We start from the raw sequence: 18,911 nt of genomic DNA, 5'->3' as shown, positions 1-18,911 counted from the left end.
GTGTGATTCTTCGTTCCTCAGAATGACAGAACTAGACGAATTGCCTCCTGCTTTAGCTGTGGATTTTTTGTTTTAGATTTATTTCTCTTCCCAGAATATCTTTTTGTTATGTTCTACCAAATACAAACAAGTATTTCCATTGTTATCCAGAGCCTTTTTGATATCAAAGCTATAAGAACCTCTTGATTTTGTATTTCTTTCCGTACCACACCAACTCCAATGAAGCATGTCTAATTTTTTGGTATTCGAATTAGCGCTAATTTTTTCATACGGTATTGAACCGTCAAATTCAAATTCTTTAAAAACAATGCTTTTTGTTGATTCATTACTTTTTAAATTACCAATTAATGTTCCTGCAATCATCAAAGAATCGAGATTTTCTCCAGTTTTATTGTAGAATTTTGCATGAAAGCCTTTGAAGTTTATAAAACTAGTTAGAATAATTATGCTCGATAAAGCCAAAAGCGATAATTGAATTATTTTAGGTTTTGATACTTGCATATGGAGATTTATTTATAATCAAATCTAACAAAGAAATGAATTGCTTTTCACTTTAGCTGGAATTTTTTACAGTTTTAAAGAAAATGACTTAAATCTAATTTTACGCTCAGTTTGTCATTTTTCATTCCTTAAAAATGAAAATAGCTGTAGTTTTTCTGCTTATGTAATCCGAAAAAGAATAAATTTTATTACGTGTAAAGCCAATGAAATTAGGCAATAAGAGTTTTTTATAAAAAAAAATGGTTTTTTGATGTAACAAATAATACAGTGCTGTATCAAAAGGTAAATTTTAAATAAAAAACATCATGAAAACAAAATTAATTCTGGTTATCGTATTTACAATTCTTATCTCAAAATCTGTTTTTTCTCAAACTTCTTTTAAAGTAGAGGTGAAAGGAAAAGGCGCTCCCGTTTTATTATTTCCTGGCTTTGGATGTACAGGAGAAGTGTGGAACGAAACCGTAGCTGAAATCTCTAAAACGAACGAATGCCATATTTTTACCTTCGCAGGATTCGGAAATGTACCTCCAATTGAAGGACCTTGGTTGGCGACAATAAAAAGTGAAATTATTTCTTATGTAAAAGCTAAAAAATTAAAAAAACCAACATTGATAGGACATAGTTTAGGCGGTACTTTAAGTTTATGGCTGGCTTCTACAGAAGTCGATTTGTTTAAAAAAGTGATCCTTGTTGATGCCTTGCCAGCGAGTGCTGTATTGATGATTCCTAATTACAAAGGAGACGTTATTCCGTACGACAATCCGCAAAGCAAAATGATGCTTGCTATGGATACAAATGCTTTTAATGCCATGAATGCTCAGTCGGTTTCGTATATGTGTTTCAATAAAGAAAAACAAAAAACAATTGTCGAATGGATGAAAATGGCCGATAGAAAAACGTATGTTTATGGTTACATCGATATGCTTAACTTAGATTTGCGAAAAGATATTGCAAAAATTAAAATTCCGGTAGTGATTCTCGCAGCGACAAATCCAGATATCGAAACGGTGCAAAAGACCTATAAAAGTCAATATGAGAATTTACCATCGGCTAAAATTTATTACGCAGAAAAATCGGCACATTTTGTAATGTACGATCAACCAGAGTGGTTTATAGAAAAAGTAAAATCAGAAATAAAATAAAGTGGGTACTGAAGAGCAGTTTAACAACATATACAACAGCCATTATTCCAGAGTGTTTCGTTTGTGCAAAGGTTATTTTTGTGGAGATATCGCATTGGCTTCAGATGCAACGCAGGAAGTTTTTATTAAGATCTGGGAGAAATTAGACACTTTCAGGAATGAATCCAGTATTAGTACATGGATTTACAGAATTACTGTCAATACTTGTTTGCTTTATTTGCGAAAATCTTCTTCTAAAAAGGAAATCAGAACCGATAATCAGCCTCAGGTTGTTGCAGAAACCTACTCGGATGAAATAGAAGAACAACTGCAACAGATGTATCAATGCATCCAAAAATTGGAAGAAACCAACAAAATGATCATCCTAATGACGCTGGATGGGGCAGAGTATCAGGAAATAGCAGAGGTAATTGGAATAACCGAAGAAGCACTTCGGGTTAGAATTCACCGAATTAAAAAAAGTTTAACTCAATGCGTGCAAAATGAAAACATTTGAAGAATTACAATCCATTTGGAGTCAGCAAACAGATTCTGGCATAAAACCAGATGCTGCGGATATTATAAAAAAAGCAGAAGCACATACCAAAAAAATAAGACAAAATCATTTTTGGACAAGAGTAATATTAAGCCTGACAGTGGTACTATTAGTGCTTTATTACATTTGGGCAAGTGCCTACAAACACACTCTATTTAGTTTAGGATTAAGTATTATGATTATAATGCTTGCCGTTCGTATAGGATTAGAATGGGTCAGCAAAGAAAAACTAAAAGCATTACAAACAGATGTTTCATTGATTGAATACAGCAAATTGGCACAGCGATTTTACCAATGGAGAAAAAAAATCCATTACATCTTTACGCCCCTGATTTATCTGACATACATTGGAGGTTTTACTCTTTTGCTGCCTGTTTTTAAAGAAAACTTCTCTAATGGATTTTATGTTTACATTATTGCAAGCGGCTATGGTTTTTTACTGTTTTTCGGATTTATGATGTTCAAAATGATAAAAAAAGAAATGGAGCTGGTGCGTTTTTTAAAGGATATTGGTTGAAGGTTTGTTTAGAATTAAGCAAGGTGAGAATGCTAGATTTTTTCGCCTTGTTTTGTTTTGGTGAGAGGGGAAACTAAAAGTAAAGCCAACAAAAGATTCCAGATTGATTTCCGCAATTTTTTTCATGTGTACAAATTGTCTTCTTTCGTCAAGATGGATTTATTTTTATTTTCAAGCTTTGATAAAGATTTTTTTAATCTATGAATTGTTGTTGTTGTGTTCTTGTTGCTGTAGTTCTAAAACTTTATTTAAGATTAAAACACATCTTGATATTGTCAAAATAATTATACATAATCCTGGTACATTAAAAAAGAATGCCTTTGATTTGTATTCTAAAGGCAAGAAAAGCTTTATCATAAATCCAATTACAGCTATAAATATCAACGATTTTATACAGTTTTTTAAGTGCTTAACTGTTTCAAAATAATAACCACTAGCAAAAAAAAGATTAAAAACAGTGTCATCACTATCTGATTCAATTTTTTTAATATTTGATCCGCTTTTAAAAGTGATTAGAACAGTTAATAAAGTTAGAATAAATCCTGATAGCGTTAAACTAATATTAGTAATATCAGAAGTAATTGCTATTGTATCGTTATCAGTAGGAAGTTGAATCTTTTCTTTATAAACAAGATAAATTGACAAAGAACAAAACACGTAACAAAGAAAATAGTCCCAAAAAATAGGTCTTTGAAAGTACTTATCTAAAATCATGCTACTTCTATAAAGTTATTAAATTCTTCTTGTATTAGTGCATACCAATCTTTTGATCGGGTAATTTTTTTCATGTCCACGTTTAAAACTATTTCTTTTTTTCCAGAAAGCAAATTAAATACTTCTTCATTTCCGTCCTTATCTTCATACTTAACCAGAAAGGCGTCAAAAGCATCTATATTAAAAGATCTACCTCTAAAGCGATTTAACATTTCTGTAATCATTTTATTCGCAGGAACATTTAGTTCTCTGCTTGTGATTCCTTTTCCTGGACTTTGATAATAGGCTTCTAAACGTATAAACTTTGGTTTTAAAATTTGACCAATATTGTTCATTCCGCTAAAATATTTATTTTGTAAATCAGGGTCTAATTGATGTAAATTCTTTGGTTGAAGTTTAATTTCTATGTTTAAAACATTTTTAAGTTTTGCTAATGTTTCATCGATAGGTGCTTCTAAATAAGTATTGACTTCTGTTGCTCTACTTTGTTTCAGGACTTTTTGTGCAACATTTCGAAAATAATATTCAATATCTGACATTCTTGGTCCAAAATGATTGTATTCACAGCAAATTACAGCATGTTTTTTACTGTAATCAATAAAAAAATGAGTTTCTTCTGCAATACTTCCTAATGTTTGTTCAGATATTGGAATTAATTTGAATTGTTCTTTTGGTTTCAAAAAGGGCTCTCTTCCATTTCGTAAAAGAGCAATAGAGCATCTTATGCGCTTTTCTATAGGTAAAAAAACAGCTCTGTTAATGAATAACTCTCTTCTACTATATTGTTTTAACTCATGTCTGTCAATTAAATGTCCTTTTTTCTCTTGATGAAGCTGATTAGAAATATATGTTATAACATTACGCATTATGTCATTACTATTATACAGATTTTCCACAGATTTAAGAGGCGTGAATTTTAAAGAAAAAAAATGATAATGAACCTCTGTTAAATTTCCCTCTTCGATTTCCATAAGCAACGTTTTATATTGTTATAATATGTTAGTATTATTTCAATTATTTTACAGGAAAGTTGTAGTGGTGGATAAAAAGGTCTTTAATTGCTTGAATAACTGTAAAATAAAAAAACTCTTAAAGTTTATATTCAAAAATAGACATTGAAAAGACTGATGCAGTACTGAAGTAAAATATTTATCAACAACTTTAAGAACAAAAGCATCAAAACAAAAAAGCTTCTGAAAAAATATTCAGAAGCTTTTTTTGGTGCGGATAATAGGACTCGAACCTACACGCCTTGCGGCACCAGATCCTAAGTCTGGCATGTCTACCAATTTCACCATATCCGCGGAATTGTGGGTGCAAAGATAGGCATACTTTTGAATAATCAAAGCATTTTTTGAAAATTTTTTTTAATTCTCTTTTTTGTACATTTGGTTTTCTATAAAAATTATTTAAATGGAAAATATTAAGTCCTACGTTCAACAACATAAAGATCGGTTTATCAATGAATTGATCGAATTATTAAAAATTCCGTCGGTTTCTGCCGACACTGCATATTCCCAAGATGTTATTGACACAGCAGAGGCTGTAAAAGAAAGTTTATCAAAAGCAGGCTGCGATTTTGTCGAAACTTGCGACACTCCGGGTTACCCAATTATCTACGGAGAAAAAATAATAGATCCCAATCTTCCAACGGTTTTAGTTTACGGACACTACGATGTTCAACCGCCAGATCCATTAGAATTATGGACTTCACCACCATTTGAACCGGTTATTAAAACAACAGATATTCACCCTGACGGAGCCATTTTTGCACGTGGAGCGTGTGATGACAAAGGTCAGATGTACATGCACGTAAAAGCGCTGGAATATATGGTTCAGAATAATGAGCTTCCGTGTAACGTAAAATTCATGATCGAAGGTGAAGAAGAAGTAGGTTCTGCAAGTTTGGCTTGGTTCGTAGAACGCAATCAGGAAAAACTGAAAAATGATGTAATCCTTATTTCTGATACGGGAATGATTTCGAACCAACAACCATCAATCACAACTGGTTTAAGAGGTTTGAGTTATGTTGAGGTGGAAGTTACAGGTCCAAACCGCGATTTGCATTCAGGTTTATACGGTGGAGCAGTGGCAAACCCAATTAATATTTTGGCCAAAATGATTGCTTCTCTTCACGACGAAAACAATCATATTACCATTCCAGGATTCTACGATAAAGTTCAGGAATTATCTACAGAGGAAAGAGCAGAAATGGCAAAAGCGCCTTTCAGCTTAGAAAAATATAAAAACGCTCTAAACATTGCTGATGTTTACGGTGAAAAAGGATATGTAACCAACGAAAGAAACTCTATCCGTCCAACATTAGATGTAAATGGAATCTGGGGTGGTTACACTGGAGAAGGTGCTAAAACGGTTATTGCGAGCAAAGCTTTTGCTAAAATCTCGATGCGTTTGGTTCCTAATCAAGAGTGGGAAGAGATTACGGAGCTTTTTACGAAACATTTTACAAGCATTGCTCCAGCTGGAGTTACGGTAAAAGTTACGCCGCACCACGGTGGTCAAGGTTATGTAACGCCAATTGACAGCATCGGATATCAGGCGGCTAACAAAGCGTATACGGAAACTTTTGGAGTTCCTGCCATTCCAGTTCGTTCAGGAGGAAGTATTCCGATTGTGGCTTTATTCGAAAAAGAATTAAAAAGCAAAACGATCTTAATGGGCTTCGGATTGGATAGCGATGCTATTCACTCTCCAAACGAGCATTTCGGAATCTTTAATTACTTGAAAGGTATTGAGACTATTCCGTTGTTTTATAAGTATTTTGTGGAGCTTTCTAAGTAGTTTTTAACCGCAAAGTTTTTTAACCGCAAAGGGCGCAAAGAATTTACGCAAAGTTTTTTAACCGCAAAGGACGCAAAGAATTTACGCAAAGTTCGCTAAGATTTTTTTAAGCAAGATTTATAAAAGTTCGCAAAGCTTTAGTGCAAGGCTTTGCGAACTTTGTGTTTTATGTAGATAATGTTAGGAAAAAAACCTTGCGTTCTTTGTGTTTAATTTTTTTAACCGCAAAGAACAGTAAGATTTACGCAAAGTACGCCAAGATTTTTTTAAGCAAGATTTATTAAAGTTCGCAAAGCTTATCACATAGCTTTGCGAACTTTGCGTTTTATGTAGACAATCATTGATAAAAAACCTTGCGTTCTTTGCGGTTAATTTTTTTGCTCAATTTTTGGATTTTTTTCATTTAAATATTTAAAATTTTTTAATGTTGACTTTGTATTTTGTTAGGTAAATTAACTTAAATTTGGTTTTTTTATCACTAAGCCCCTTTTGATATTAATAATATTTCTGGTTTTTAAAATTTTCTAATGTTATTTTAATGTTGATTTTAATGTTGAATAAATGGACTTAGTTGAAAAAAAGATTCGATTTTCGCCTATCGGATACACCAAATACCTCAAAGGATTAAAAAAATCACACTCGATGTTTCGAGAGGGAGAAATTTTAGAAAGTCTTGCCATAAAATCATGGCAGATTGCTCCCGGAAATACCACTATTTCGCCCAAAGCCTTTTTTCTCGAAGGGCAGTTGGAGCGCATTACGGGAACAGCTTACACAAATGATCCGGTTAAGGAAATGCACGGAGGTTTTATGATTCAACACGCAGAAACTCGTGCCTATCAGCTCAAAAATATCTGGATGATTAACGGATTTATTTACAAAGGTCTTCATAATTTTAGACTTCATCCGACTTTTCAGATTTCCAAAAAAATGAATTATTTTCCGCGTGTTGTAATGGATGCGGAAATTGATAATGCGGCACTTTACAGCACTTCAGAGGGAAATCAATATTTTGGACTTTGGCTGACCGACGATTGTGCCAATTATACTTTGGCTGCGGCAGAAGGAACTCCTGTAACTTCCAATATTATTCCGTATTCGCATATGCCGGAATACGAATCGTTTTTAGGAATGAATCCGTTTCGGACCAATTCCGCTTATCTTAAAAATGCTATTTTCTTCGATGACAATTGGGGAAATAACGAAAACAAACACCTTCGGTTTGCTGCAAACAGAAATAAATTATTGACTCGTTTTCCGTCAAATCCACATCCTGGAGTTTTTATTTTACGCAGAAATTCAGGAATATCCCGCGTCATGCTAAACGAAATTGAAATCGCAGAAAAATTGCGTGATCAATACGGATTTAAAATTGTAGACGTGACTCAAAACTCTGCTTCAGAAATATTGGCTGCTTGTGCCGGCGCAAAAATTCTGGCCGGAATAGAGGGCAGTCATTTGTTTCATGGTTTGATGATGCTCGAACCCAATGCTTCCGTTTTGATTTTCCAGCCTCCAACTCGTTTTAGCGCTGTTATCAAAAATACAACAGACATGGAAGGAATTCATTACAGTTTTGTGGTCGGAATTCAGAAAGAAGAAAATTTCTACATCGATTTTGAAGAAGTGAAAAGAACTTTGGAGTTGATTCCTTCTTGAGTGACAAAGTAATAAAGGGACAAAGGGACAAAGTAACAGAGGGACAAAGGTTTGGCTAAAGCCGTTTTCTTCGGAATAATTTTAATCCTCAGTTAAAGTTGGAGTAAGTCTTTTTGTCTTTAATTCTCCTATCTACTATTTCACAATTAACCATTTACAATTCACAATTAAAAAACGGCGTTGAGAAAAAAATCTCTTTTTTCTTTCATTATTGAATTTTATTTCTACATTTGTAGAGTTGAATCTATAATTGTAGAATTGATTGTGTAATATGAAAAAAGAATTCTTGTTATTATTTTGTGTATTAGCACTTTTTGGTTGTAAAAGCAGACCCATAAATCAGAAAATTGATAAGAAAAAAGAAGGCGCATGGGTAGAAACTTATTCTGAAGATGGAATAAATTCTAAATCTTATGAATATTACAAAAAAGATCAACCGGTTAAGAAATGGAAAACCTATCTGAATGGTAAAATTTATAAAACAGAAAAGTATAAAAACGGAATCTGTATTGTAAAAAGTTATTACGAAAACGGAAAATTAGAATCAAAAGGAAAAACAAGAATGGAGTCTGATTCGATTGAAACGCATTGGTTTTATTTCGGAAAATGGAAATTCTATTCGGATAAAGGAAAGCTGACTGCAATCAAAAATTATGAAAAAGGGAATTTGATTTCAGAACAAAAAATAAAATAACACACAGATTTAAAAAATAAATAGATTCTAAGATTTTTAATCAAAGAATGTTTGATAAAAACCTTAGGACCTTAGTATCTCAGAACCTCAGAACCTAAAAAAAATGACACAACTATCAAACTCAGAAGAACAATTAATGGAACATTTATGGAAGCTTGAAAAAGCTTTTATGAAAGATTTACTTGAAGCATATCCCGAACCAAAACCTGCAACAACAACAGTCGCTACTTTATTAAAACGAATGATCGACAAGAAATTTGTGGCGTACAACGAATTCGGAAATTCGAGAGAATATTATCCTTTAGTGAAAAAGACGGATTATTTTTCTAAACACGTAAAAGGACTCATTAGCAATTTCTTCAATAATTCGGCTTCACAATTTGCTTCGTTTTTTACGACCGAAACCAATTTGTCAGCTTCGGAATTGGAAGATCTTAAGAAAATAATAGATTCAGAAATTCAAAAAAAGAAAAAATGATAGACTTTCTATATAAATCGTCTTTGAGCCTTCTGGTGCTTTTGGTCTTTTACCATTTGGTTTTAGAAAAACAAAAAATGCATCAGTTCAATAGGTTTTACTTATTGTTTGGTCTTGTTTTTTCTTTTGTTTTGCCATTTATAACAATTGAGATTCCAAGCGAAACAACTGTTTCTGTTCAGCAAACATACGGATATTTAGTACAGGCTATCCCTGTTTCAAATCAAGTAGCTGCAACGCAGTACAATTATAAATTGATTCTGCTTTGGTCTATTTATGTTTTAATTATGTTGCTTTTGTTATTTCGCTATATCCGAAATATTTTGAGGATCATAACTATAATAAAATCAAATACAATTGTGTCATATAAAAGCGCAGATTTGGTTTTAGTAAATGAAGAAATTCCTCCACATACTTTTTTAAACTATATTTTTTTGAATAAAACAGCTTACCAAAACCGAAAAATAGAAGAGGAATTATATACTCATGAATTAATTCATGTTGCACAAAAACATACTTTGGATGTATTGCTGATAGAGGCATTAAAAACGATCTTTTGGTTTAATCCTATTTTGATTTTCTATAAGAAAGCTATTCAGCTCAATCATGAATTCCTTGCTGATGAAAAAGTCGTGACCTCATTTAGTAATGTCCCTTTTTACCAAAATTTATTACTTACGCATGCCACTGTAAATTCGACTTCCGGATTGACTAGTAATTTAAATTATTCAGTAACTAAAAAAAGATTTATTATGATGACAAAAACGGTTTCTAAAACAAAGATCTTGCTTTCTAAAATTATGCTTTTGCCTTTACTTTGTGGTTTTACTTTTTTTATGAGCGTAGAAAGTGTCGGACAAACAATTGCGTCTGACGAATTGTATGCAAACAGTCAAACGGCAGAAAATGGGAGTGCTTCGGGTTGGAAGGTAACTGCGGACAGAACCGAAAGTGCACCGACAAAAAGGCCTGAAATTATGATGAGTGCTGCTTATAACCTATCAGGAATGAATATTAATATTCCGGCTTTTCAAAATACAACCTCGCAATTAGCGAATTACATTTTAAGCAACTATAAAAGTCCTGCAGGAGTTAATAAAAGTGATGAAATCCTTAGTGTAACATTTAATTTTGAAAAAGACGGAAGCCTTGATGATGTAAAAATTATCAATGGAAAAGGTACTAAAACAGAAGCTGAAATTCTTAAGATATTAAAGTCAAGTCCAAAATTTTCACCTGAAAAAAATTATGGAAAAGCAGATTGGCAACCTATCGCTATAAAGCTTGATTTTCGCCCTATAAGTAAAGAGGATAAATTTGTAAATGAACGTGTGGTTAAGGAGGGACATCCTCTTGAGGAAACAAATGTTTTGCAAAGAGTTACGTCTAAACCCGAATATCCAGAAGGAACATTGGAGTTTTACAAATTTATTGGAAGAAATTTTAAAGTGCCAGCTGAAGCTGGTAAAATTGAAGGGAAACTATATCTGGAATTTATGGTTGAAAAAGACGGATCGCTTTCAGAATTTAAAGTGGTAAAAGATTTAGGATTTGGACTAGGCGATGAGGCAATTCGTGTTTTAAAACTTTCTCCAAAATGGAATCCGGGTACTCAAGATGGAAAACCAGTTCGCGTTTTATACAGCTTGCCCATAACAATTCAAAGTGAGGAAACTCCAGAAAAAAACAAGGTAATAAATTCTTCATTTCCGAAAATTATTTTTGAACCAACCATTTTTGGCAATTAAAAAATAAAATTTTATCTAAATCTTTCTTTATAAAAAAAATCCGCTTCTGATGGGAAGCGGATAAAATTAAAAAAAACTAATTAAATAAAAAATTCTAAAAATAAACATGCAGAATCCAGACTAGAATAAATCTGGATTATATCCAAAATACGGTACCTTTTGTTCGTTAAAAATGACGCCGTATTCTTCTAATTCTTTTAAAATAGGCTCATACACTTCTTTTTTGATTGGAAGCTGAACGCCTGGAGTGGTGATTTTTCCGTTTAAAATCAATAATGTAGCAATTGCAACCGGAAGTCCAACCGTTTTTGCCATTGCCGTATAGGTTTGATCGTCTCCAATGCAAACCATTTTAGAGTCGATTTGTTTCTTTTCGCCATTTACCTCATAACCAAATTTGTGATACATCACAATCATATCTTTGTCATCTGGCTCTAAAGCCCAGCTATCGGTCAAGATTTTTTCTAAGATTTGAGCCGGAGTAGCATTTGGAAGATTTACTTTTTTATTTGGGTTGAATAAATCCAGTTCTAAAAGTTTATCCCACATAATATCGTCCTGATCGATTTTTAAGATCAGACGTGTTTTAATTTCGACAGAATCTGTTGGGTGATACGGCAGAAAAGAATTGATAAACTGACGATAACTCATGTTTTCTGAGCCTTCAATAGTATAACTGTCATCTGTCATTCCGAGTTGTACAAACATATTCCACGCCCGAGAATAACCCACTCTTCGAATTGTTCCTCTATATAAAGTCAAAATATCATCTAAACCGTAAATAGAACGATATTTCAGCGAATCACGATTGGAATACGCTTCAAATTTTCCATAGCCTTCAACCTCCAAAAATTCGGTTCTACGGAATAAAGCACTGTACGGAATATATTTATAAGTACCTTCCTGAATAAATTTGGCAGCGCCGCCTTGTCCTGCCAGAACAACGTTTCTTGGCGCCCAGGTAAATTTGTAATTCCAGAGATTATTGTCAGATTCCGGTGCTACAAGTCCGCCGCAGAAAGATTCGAACAAAAGCATTTTTCCGCCTTTGTCTCTGATTTCGTCGATAACTTTCATGGCACTCATATGGTCGATTCCTGGATCAAGACCAATTTCGTTCATGAAGATGAGGTTGTTTTGTTTTGCATCTGAATCAAGGGCCTGCATAGCATCACTTATATAAGAAGCCGTTACAAGATGCTTTTTAAATTCAATACAATCTTTTGCAATTTCGATATGCAGATGCGCCGGAAGCATAGAAATCACAATCGAAGCATTTTCAATAGCATTCCTTCTTTCATCAGTATCAAAAATATTCAGAGCAAGAGGAGTTGCATTAGGATGATTTTGTGTTTTAGCCTCCGCTAAAGACAAAGAAAGGTCGGCTACAGTAATATGTAGGTTCTCTTCATTAGATTTAGATAATAAATATCGAATCAAAGACGATGCAGATCTTCCTGCTCCAATTATTAAAACGTTTCTCATGTTTTAAATATTTAACACAAATATATTTAAATGTTATAAATGTAACAATTTTAATTATATAAAATGAAAAAGAGAAGAAAAAAAATAATTTTATTTTGTTCTAAATAAAGTAGGAACTAAAGCGGTTTTTCGGATGCTTTGAAGTATTTTTGTATCAAATTTCAAAAGAGATCAATCATGAAAAGAAAACTTATTCTTACTGGGGCTTTTATTGGTATGTTGGCTATTATTTTGGGTGCTTTCGGGGCTCATTTACTAAAAAAATATCTATCCGTTGACCAATTAAATACTTTTGAAGTTGGGGTTCGTTACCAAATGTATCATGCTCTTTTTCTTTTGTTTTTATCTACCCAAAAAGATTTTGCCGAAAAGACACTAAATACAATTTATAATTTTGTAGTTGCTGGTGTTGTTCTTTTTAGTGGTTCGATTTATTTGGTGGCTACAAAAGACTATACTTTGTTTTATTCTAAAATTATCGTATTCGCAACTCCAATCGGTGGTTTTCTATTAATTATAGGTTGGGCGCTATTATTCTTTACGATTTTGAAGCGAAAATCATAAAATCCCGAAAAAAAAATTCTGTCTAAGAATTAATCTTTAATTTTGTCACATAAATAACATATAGCTTTATTTGTGTGATTTTTTTCTGTTTTCTGTTGTTAAAAGAAAATAATATAACAAATCCCTGTATAAAGTTGTAAATAAGTAAATTAGGAGCGGTTATTTTTTTCTTTTTGTTTTTTTTAAAGTGAAATTTTACTTTTTTGATATAAATAAGAGTGAAATTTAAGTATTTTGAATCATATAAAAATTAATCTGTAATTTTGCTTTAAATAAAAAACCACACACAACTTAAAAATTTATGGACACTAACACAGTTTTCGCGCAATCGATTTCGTTAAAAGAATTAGGAATTGAAAATGCAAAATTTCGTTATCAACTATCTGCAGATGAATTACATGCGATTACGTTGCAGTCAGGACAAGGTGTTGAGAATTCTACCGGAGCGTTGGCAATTAACACAGGTGAATTTACAGGTCGTTCTCCTCAAGACCGTTTTATCGTAAAAGACGATGTAACCAAAGATCAAGTTTGGTGGGGAAATGTAAATATCCCGTTTGAACCTCAGGCTTTTGATAAGCTTTATAATAAGGTAACAGCATTTTTATCAGACAAAGAAGTTTTTGTTCGTGATTCTTATGTATGTTCAGATGCAAATTATAGATTGAATGTACGTGTTGTAACAGAAACAGCATGGTCAAATTTGTTCTGTTATAATATGTTCTTACGTCCAGAAGAGTCGGAATTGGCTAATTTTACTCCTGAATGGACAGTAGTTTGTGCTCCAAGTTTTATGGCGGATCCTGCAGTAGACGGAACACGTCAGTCTAATTTTGCTATTTTAAATTTTACTAGAAAAATTGCTTTAATTGGCGGAACTGGCTACACAGGAGAAATGAAAAAGGGAATTTTTTCTGCTTTGAATTTTATTCTGCCGGTTTTCAAAAATACACTTCCAATGCACTGTAGTGCAAATGTTGGAGAAGACGGTGATACTGCAATCTTTTTTGGTTTGTCAGGAACAGGAAAAACAACTTTATCAGCAGATCCAGAACGTAAATTAATCGGAGACGATGAGCACGGATGGACAAACGAAAATACTGTTTTCAACTTTGAAGGTGGATGTTACGCAAAAGTGATCAACTTAACTGAAGAAAACGAACCAGACATTTTTAGAGCAATCAAAAAAGGAGCGCTTTTAGAAAATGTGGTTTTCAAAGCCGGAACAAACGAAGTAGATTATGATGATGTTTCGATCACTCAAAATACTCGTGTAAGTTACCCAATAACACATATTGACAATGTACAGCCAGGTTTGGTTGGACATAATCCTAAAAATATATTTTTCTTAACGGCTGATTCTTTCGGAATTTTGCCTCCAATCTCAAAACTAACTCCAGGTCAAGCGGCTTACCATTTTATTTCTGGATATACAGCAAAAGTTGCAGGAACAGAAGCTGGTGTTACTGAGCCACAGCCTAATTTCTCTGCTTGTTTTGGAGCACCATTTATGCCTTTGCACCCAACGCGTTATGCTGAGATGTTGAGCAAAAAAATGAAAGATGCGGGAGTAAAAGTTTGGTTAATCAACACAGGATGGACTGGTGGACCTTACGGAATTGGAAGCCGTATGAAACTGAAATATACTCGTGCAATGATTACAGCTGCTTTAAAAGGAGAATTGGATAATGTAGCTTACGATAATCACGCAGTATTTGGAATTGCAAAACCACAATCTTGTCCAAATGTTCCAGAGGAAATTTTAAATCCTAGAAATACTTGGGAAGACAAGGATTTATACGATAAAAAAGCGTTAGAATTGGCTGGAAAATTCAAAGCTAATTTTGCGAAATTTGAAGAGTTTGCAAATGCTGAAATCTTAGCAGGAGCACCGATTACAGAATAAAAGGAATTTATTAATTCAAATAAAAAAAGCTGTTCAGAGATGAACAGCTTTTTTGTTTGGTTTCCAATCGCAGTAAAAAAATAAAAAAAATAAATAGAACACTGAAAAACTGCGACTGAAAAACCTCAAAAAAAATAAACTATTTTTTCGCTTCGTCGATGCGTTTTTGCATTAAATCCCAAGCATAGTAGTGAAACGTCATTCCGTTGCTCATGGCTACAAAAAGTCCGTTTTTGTATGCTCCGCCTAAGTTTAGACTTGTCACGTCAGCACCATCACATTCTACTGTAGAAGTTGGAATTTCAGCCAACAAAGGATAATTGTTCGGATTTCCTTTTGCACCCTCTCTTGGATAAACCATGAAAGTGTTTGCTTGTTGGTTTGATACTAAAATATATCCTGTAGAATCTGTTTTCTTGTAAATTGCGATTCCTTCATTATCTGCTTTGAAATCTTTTTGTCCAAAAAGAGCCAATTCTTTATTGTCGTTTAAAGCTGGATCTGCTTTGTATTTTCTGATTCCGAATTGCTCATCACAATATAAAACTGTTCCTAATTCGTTGTCAACAGCAATAGCTTCGATTTCTTTTTTACCGCTGTATGCTCCGAATTTACGAACTACTTTTGCTGTAGCATTTTTACCTGAACCAGAAAGTTCATACTGCCATAAATAACTTCCAGATGGACCTGTTTTTCTTCCAACAATAGCAAAAATCTTTCCATCGCTTGGTCGTGTGTATAAAGCAATTCCCATTGGATCGCGTTGTGCTTCTCCTTCAAAAACAGGAATTCCACCATTATCGATTGGTTCTAAATCAGGTAAACTGAAAATTCTGATTTTGTTTTCTTCACGTTCTGTAGTTACAGCAACGTCTACTTTTTTTCCGTCAATAATCAATCCGTAAGCGATATCAACGTTATTTGGACGTTTTAAAGTAATTGATTTTTTAAGGATTTTTCCATTCAAATCAAAAGCATACAAACCTCCGTCTGTGTCTTTATCTGTTCCAACAATAATACTTTTTGTAGCATCTGTCGGATTGATCCAGATTGAAGGATCGTCTGTATCGTGAGGCAAAGCTTCTGTAACTGCTGTTGGTTTTACAGCATTTGGCTGAATTGGCGCTAATTTATCGTCTTTACAAGCTGTAAATGAAATGCTTAAAAGTAAAAAAGCAACTAAAGATTTATTTTTCATTTGTGTGATATATTTTAATGCAATTAGACAGAGCGATAAACTCTGTCTAATTTAAGAATTTTAAAAAAGTGCAGATTACAAGTCTAATTTCAATCCTAAATTGTAACGACCTTGGTAATATTCAGCTTGTTTTGTGTGAGCCTCAATTCCTTGGTAGTAACGTAACGGTTGGTTTGTTATGTTATTAGCTTCAGCAAAAAGACGCAATTTTGGTGTAATTTTATAAGAAGCATTTGCATCTAAGAAAAATTGCTTGTCGTAGAAACTGTCTTTATAAGACTCAGAACCTAATTCATCTAAGTAATCAGATGTAAAGTTGGTAGAGATTCTTGCAGAGAAACGTTTGTTTTCCCAAGATAAAGATCCATTAAACATGTGTGGCGCAGTACCTGGAAGGCTAATGTTTTTTCTTTCGTTTCCATCCTCATCAGCAATTCCGCTTGCTTTAGATTTTGTGTACGTATAGTTTAAGTAGATACCAAAACCTTTCAAGAATTTACCAGGTAAGAAATCTAATTGACGTTGTAAAGCAACTTCAAATCCGTAAACATTAACATTGTCTCCGTTTCTTGATTGTAAGAAAGACCAGTTTTCTCCAGCTGGAATCGGGTTTGACTGATTTGGGAAATCTGCAGCAAATTTCGCATCAGTATATTGATTGTCGCTGTAGTTGTAAATGAAATCATTTAATCTTTTGTAGAAAACACCTCCAGAAATTAAACCAACAGATTTGAAATAGTTTTCTGCCATGAAATCATAGTTGTAAGCGTATGTAGCTTTAAGACCTGGATTTCCAGCTGTAATTTCTTTATCTGCAGCAATATTGTTTACATAAGGAGCAAGTGCATAGTAGTTTGGTCTAGCTAAAGCCGTTGTAGCAGCAGCTCTTAAAATTAAATCTTTAGTTGCGTTGTATTGGAATGAAATACTTGGCAATACATTTGTGTATGAGTTTGTATTGTTGATTTTGCTTTCTAATTCTTCCTCGTCCAATACACGGTTTCCTGTGTAATCAATATGCGTATTTTCAACACGTACACCCATTACCATCGAAAGTTTATCATTAAAATCCTGATCCCATCTGATGTAAGCAGCAGAAATTCTTTCTTTAGCGTTATAGTTAACAGCTAAGTATTCAGCTGGATCAGTTTCTTTTTCAAATAAAGTAGCGTTGTTTAAGTCTAAACCTCCTAAATAATTTGCAGAAGCAAAAGTTCCTGGTACATATTGGCTTCCTGGGTTAAAATCTTTTCCATCATAATAAGATGTAGGAACTTGAGATAATAATTCCATATTATCATTTAATGGAGTGTAAGAATAGAACATATTGTTTCTTTCTTTCTCTTTTAAACGAAGTCTAAGACCTGTTCTTAATCTTCCTTTTTCACCTGCAATTACAGAGAATGGGAAACGGATGTTTACTTTTGCACCGAATTCGCTTTCGCTAGTTTCGTCTGTGTTTTCTGTTACAGAATCAAATGCAAATTCGTCTGTAGATTCGCCAACAGTAGTCATTAAAGGAAATCTAGGATTAGATAAATCCTGGAACATCTCTAAACCTTTTTGGCGGTATTCGATGTAACGTTCACCTGGACGGTATTCTCTAGCTTTTGCATAGTTTGCAGACCAGTCTAAATCTAAAGTAGAGTTGATTAAGTGCTCTCCACGAAGTGAGTAGTTTTGAACTCTTTGATCTTCTAATCTTCTGTTTTTATTTCTGCTGTTGTCTAAACCACCTTTTGTCTGACGTTTTACACGACCTTCAAATCCTGTGATAGTTTCACCATCGTAAATAGCTTCGATATCATCATAAGTAGTTCTGAAACGATTTTCTCTATCATCTCTCCAGTTGTAGATAGCGTTAGCGAAAATAGTATTGTTTTCATTGAATTTATAATCTAAAGCAATAGATCCACTACGACGGATACGTTGTACATCGTACTTTCTAATTTCCGCAGCTTGTAAATAATCATTTCCAAATTCATCTCTTACCCATTCGTTTTCGATGTTGTCAGAACCGTAATCCACATTGTTGTAAGATCCACTCACTACAACTCCTAATTTATTGTCGATAAAACGATTACCGTAAACGAAACCAGCAGTGTAAGAAGCGTGGTCACGAATTGGTAAATAACCTCCAGCAAGAGTTGCAGAAATTCTTTCTCCGTTTGGAGTTGCTCTTGTAATTAAGTTTACAGAACCTCCAATCGCATCAGCATCCATATCTGGTGTAAGCGTTTTGTTTACTTCGATTGTAGAAATCATATCAGATGGAATTAAGTCCATTTGTACGTTTCTGTTGTCTCCCTCAGCAGATGGAATTCTGTCGCCATTTAAAGTTACAGAGTTCAAAGATGGAGCCAAACCTCTAATAATAATGTTACGAGCCTCACCTTGGTCATTCTGCATCGTGATACCAGGAACACGTTTTAAAGCGTCTCCAACGTTAGCATCTGGGAAACGTCCCATTTGATCTGAAGAAATTACGTTTCCGATATTTTTGTTGTTTTTCTGTTGGTTCAGCGCTTTTGCCTGACCTTTTAAGATGTCTCCAACAATAACTTCTTTCAGTTCATTTTCAGAAGCTTTAAGAGCAAAATCAATCACGTTGTTTCTTCCTTGCTCTACTTTTATTTCTTGAGATAAAGTAGTATATCCGATGTATTTTACTTCAACTTTGTAAGTTCCTTCGTTGATGTTTAATAATTCGAAACGACCGTTATAATCAGAAACGGTGTATTTTTTTTCTCCTACAATTTGAACCATAGCTCCAGGTAGAGGAAGTTTGTCATCAGCATCTAATATCTTTCCAGATATAATAGCCTTCTGAGCAAAACCTGTAAAGGCGAATAAAAAGAATGCTGTTAATAGATAAAATTTTTTCATTGTGTGTGTTTAGTTTTATTTTCGGTTGCGAAACTAAAACCCCTGTATTACTAAAGCCTTGAAAAAAAATTAACATAATGTT

Annotated in this window: 16 protein-coding genes and 1 tRNA gene; 10 read left to right on the top strand and 7 right to left on the bottom strand. The window is 33.5% G+C overall.

The annotated features are described in order from the left end of the window. Positions 1 to 78 precede the first annotated feature (78 nt). Complete coding sequence (locus tag K6T82_RS16425; RefSeq protein ID WP_223707733.1) at positions 79 to 501, bottom strand: hypothetical protein; 423 nt, start codon at positions 499 to 501, stop codon at positions 79 to 81. 305 nt (positions 502 to 806) lie between these two features. Here K6T82_RS16425 and K6T82_RS16420 point away from each other — a divergent pair, with 305 nt between their 5' ends. Genes K6T82_RS16420 through K6T82_RS16410 form a run of 3 tightly spaced genes read left to right on the top strand, consistent with a single transcriptional unit; the run spans position 807 to position 2,695 of the window. Then, positions 807 to 1,643 (top strand): alpha/beta fold hydrolase, encoded by an 837-nt coding sequence (locus tag K6T82_RS16420; protein WP_223707731.1) that lies wholly within the window; start codon positions 807 to 809, stop codon positions 1,641 to 1,643. Between the two features lies 1 nt (position 1,644). After that, positions 1,645 to 2,139 (top strand): RNA polymerase sigma factor, encoded by a 495-nt coding sequence (locus K6T82_RS16415; protein WP_223707721.1) that lies wholly within the window; start codon positions 1,645 to 1,647, stop codon positions 2,137 to 2,139. Next, positions 2,126 to 2,695, top strand: coding sequence for a hypothetical protein (locus K6T82_RS16410; RefSeq protein ID WP_223707719.1), 570 nt, complete (start codon positions 2,126 to 2,128; stop codon positions 2,693 to 2,695). Before K6T82_RS16415 ends, K6T82_RS16410 begins: the two co-directional genes overlap by 14 nt. A gap of 198 nt (positions 2,696 to 2,893) precedes the next feature. Here the strand turns inward: K6T82_RS16410 and K6T82_RS16405 are convergent, their stop codons facing one another. The 3 genes from K6T82_RS16405 to K6T82_RS16395 form a co-directional block, all read right to left on the bottom strand. Further along, entirely contained in the window at positions 2,894 to 3,409 is a 516-nt protein-coding gene (locus K6T82_RS16405; protein ID WP_223707717.1) for a hypothetical protein, read from the bottom strand. Next, entirely contained in the window at positions 3,406 to 4,380 is a 975-nt protein-coding gene (locus tag K6T82_RS16400; protein ID WP_223707691.1) for a hypothetical protein, read from the bottom strand. The genes K6T82_RS16405 and K6T82_RS16400 overlap by 4 nt, the downstream gene beginning before the upstream one ends. Before the next feature lie 248 nt (positions 4,381 to 4,628). Further along, positions 4,629 to 4,713: transfer RNA gene (locus K6T82_RS16395), tRNA-Leu, on the bottom strand. 109 nt (positions 4,714 to 4,822) lie between these two features. On the opposite strand from K6T82_RS16395, the gene K6T82_RS16390 reads away from it, so the two are divergent. From K6T82_RS16390 to K6T82_RS16370, 5 genes are all read left to right on the top strand, one after another. Then, positions 4,823 to 6,211, top strand: coding sequence for a dipeptidase (locus K6T82_RS16390; protein ID WP_223707689.1), 1,389 nt, complete (start codon positions 4,823 to 4,825; stop codon positions 6,209 to 6,211). A gap of 561 nt (positions 6,212 to 6,772) precedes the next feature. Next, a complete protein-coding gene (locus K6T82_RS16385; RefSeq protein ID WP_223707687.1) occupies positions 6,773 to 7,870 on the top strand; it encodes a glycosyltransferase family 61 protein in 1,098 nt (365 codons plus the stop codon). Between the two features lie 271 nt (positions 7,871 to 8,141). After that, entirely contained in the window at positions 8,142 to 8,564 is a 423-nt protein-coding gene (locus tag K6T82_RS16380) for a toxin-antitoxin system YwqK family antitoxin (RefSeq protein ID WP_223707685.1), read from the top strand. Positions 8,565 to 8,667: 103 nt separating this feature from the next. After that, entirely contained in the window at positions 8,668 to 9,042 is a 375-nt protein-coding gene (locus K6T82_RS16375; RefSeq protein ID WP_223707683.1) for a BlaI/MecI/CopY family transcriptional regulator, read from the top strand. Continuing rightward, positions 9,039 to 10,790, top strand: coding sequence for a M56 family metallopeptidase (locus K6T82_RS16370; protein WP_223707681.1), 1,752 nt, complete (start codon positions 9,039 to 9,041; stop codon positions 10,788 to 10,790). The genes K6T82_RS16375 and K6T82_RS16370 overlap by 4 nt, the downstream gene beginning before the upstream one ends. A 120-nt stretch (positions 10,791 to 10,910) precedes the next feature. On the opposite strand, the gene K6T82_RS16365 is transcribed toward K6T82_RS16370, so the two are convergent. Beyond that, a complete protein-coding gene (locus K6T82_RS16365; RefSeq protein WP_223707679.1) occupies positions 10,911 to 12,275 on the bottom strand; it encodes a saccharopine dehydrogenase family protein in 1,365 nt (454 codons plus the stop codon). 177 nt (positions 12,276 to 12,452) lie between these two features. On the opposite strand from K6T82_RS16365, the gene K6T82_RS16360 reads away from it, so the two are divergent. Both K6T82_RS16360 and pckA read left to right on the top strand, forming a co-directional pair. Further along, complete coding sequence (locus K6T82_RS16360; protein ID WP_223707677.1) at positions 12,453 to 12,839, top strand: DUF423 domain-containing protein; 387 nt, start codon at positions 12,453 to 12,455, stop codon at positions 12,837 to 12,839. Positions 12,840 to 13,140: 301 nt separating this feature from the next. Further along, positions 13,141 to 14,745, top strand: a complete 1,605-nt coding sequence (pckA, locus tag K6T82_RS16355; protein WP_223707675.1) for a phosphoenolpyruvate carboxykinase (ATP) — start codon at positions 13,141 to 13,143, stop codon at positions 14,743 to 14,745. A 139-nt stretch (positions 14,746 to 14,884) separates the two neighbouring features. Here pckA and K6T82_RS16350 read toward each other — a convergent pair whose 3' ends face one another. Both K6T82_RS16350 and K6T82_RS16345 read right to left on the bottom strand, forming a co-directional pair. Beyond that, positions 14,885 to 15,943: a phytase gene (locus K6T82_RS16350; RefSeq protein ID WP_223707673.1), complete on the bottom strand. Its 1,059-nt coding sequence runs from the start codon at positions 15,941 to 15,943 to the stop codon at positions 14,885 to 14,887. 75 nt (positions 15,944 to 16,018) lie between these two features. Further along, positions 16,019 to 18,829 carry a TonB-dependent receptor gene (locus K6T82_RS16345; protein ID WP_223707671.1) on the bottom strand — a complete coding sequence of 937 codons (2,811 nt, stop codon included), beginning with the start codon at positions 18,827 to 18,829 and terminating at the stop codon, positions 16,019 to 16,021. Between the last annotated feature and the right edge of the window lie 82 nt (positions 18,830 to 18,911).

Origin of the sequence: Flavobacterium potami, from assembly GCF_020026915.1 — a bacterium.
Classification (GTDB): domain Bacteria; phylum Bacteroidota; class Bacteroidia; order Flavobacteriales; family Flavobacteriaceae; genus Flavobacterium; species Flavobacterium potami.
The sequence above is the reverse complement of the archived record's forward strand: the minus strand, read 5'-3'. Positions and strand labels throughout refer to the sequence as shown.

Coding starts and splice junctions, on each gene's coding strand:
- K6T82_RS16425 (WP_223707733.1), bottom strand. CDS start 501: ATGCAAGTATCAAAACCTAAAATAATTCAATTATCGCTTTTGGCTTTA.
- K6T82_RS16420 (WP_223707731.1), top strand. CDS start 807: ATGAAAACAAAATTAATTCTGGTTATCGTATTTACAATTCTTATCTCA.
- K6T82_RS16410 (WP_223707719.1), top strand. CDS start 2,126: ATGAAAACATTTGAAGAATTACAATCCATTTGGAGTCAGCAAACAGAT.
- K6T82_RS16405 (WP_223707717.1), bottom strand. CDS start 3,409: ATGATTTTAGATAAGTACTTTCAAAGACCTATTTTTTGGGACTATTTT.
- K6T82_RS16400 (WP_223707691.1), bottom strand. CDS start 4,380: ATGGAAATCGAAGAGGGAAATTTAACAGAGGTTCATTATCATTTTTTT.
- K6T82_RS16390 (WP_223707689.1), top strand. CDS start 4,823: ATGGAAAATATTAAGTCCTACGTTCAACAACATAAAGATCGGTTTATC.
- K6T82_RS16385 (WP_223707687.1), top strand. CDS start 6,773: ATGGACTTAGTTGAAAAAAAGATTCGATTTTCGCCTATCGGATACACC.
- K6T82_RS16380 (WP_223707685.1), top strand. CDS start 8,142: ATGAAAAAAGAATTCTTGTTATTATTTTGTGTATTAGCACTTTTTGGT.
- K6T82_RS16375 (WP_223707683.1), top strand. CDS start 8,668: ATGACACAACTATCAAACTCAGAAGAACAATTAATGGAACATTTATGG.
- K6T82_RS16370 (WP_223707681.1), top strand. CDS start 9,039: ATGATAGACTTTCTATATAAATCGTCTTTGAGCCTTCTGGTGCTTTTG.
- K6T82_RS16365 (WP_223707679.1), bottom strand. CDS start 12,275: ATGAGAAACGTTTTAATAATTGGAGCAGGAAGATCTGCATCGTCTTTG.
- K6T82_RS16360 (WP_223707677.1), top strand. CDS start 12,453: ATGAAAAGAAAACTTATTCTTACTGGGGCTTTTATTGGTATGTTGGCT.
- pckA (WP_223707675.1), top strand. CDS start 13,141: ATGGACACTAACACAGTTTTCGCGCAATCGATTTCGTTAAAAGAATTA.
- K6T82_RS16350 (WP_223707673.1), bottom strand. CDS start 15,943: ATGAAAAATAAATCTTTAGTTGCTTTTTTACTTTTAAGCATTTCATTT.
- K6T82_RS16345 (WP_223707671.1), bottom strand. CDS start 18,829: ATGAAAAAATTTTATCTATTAACAGCATTCTTTTTATTCGCCTTTACA.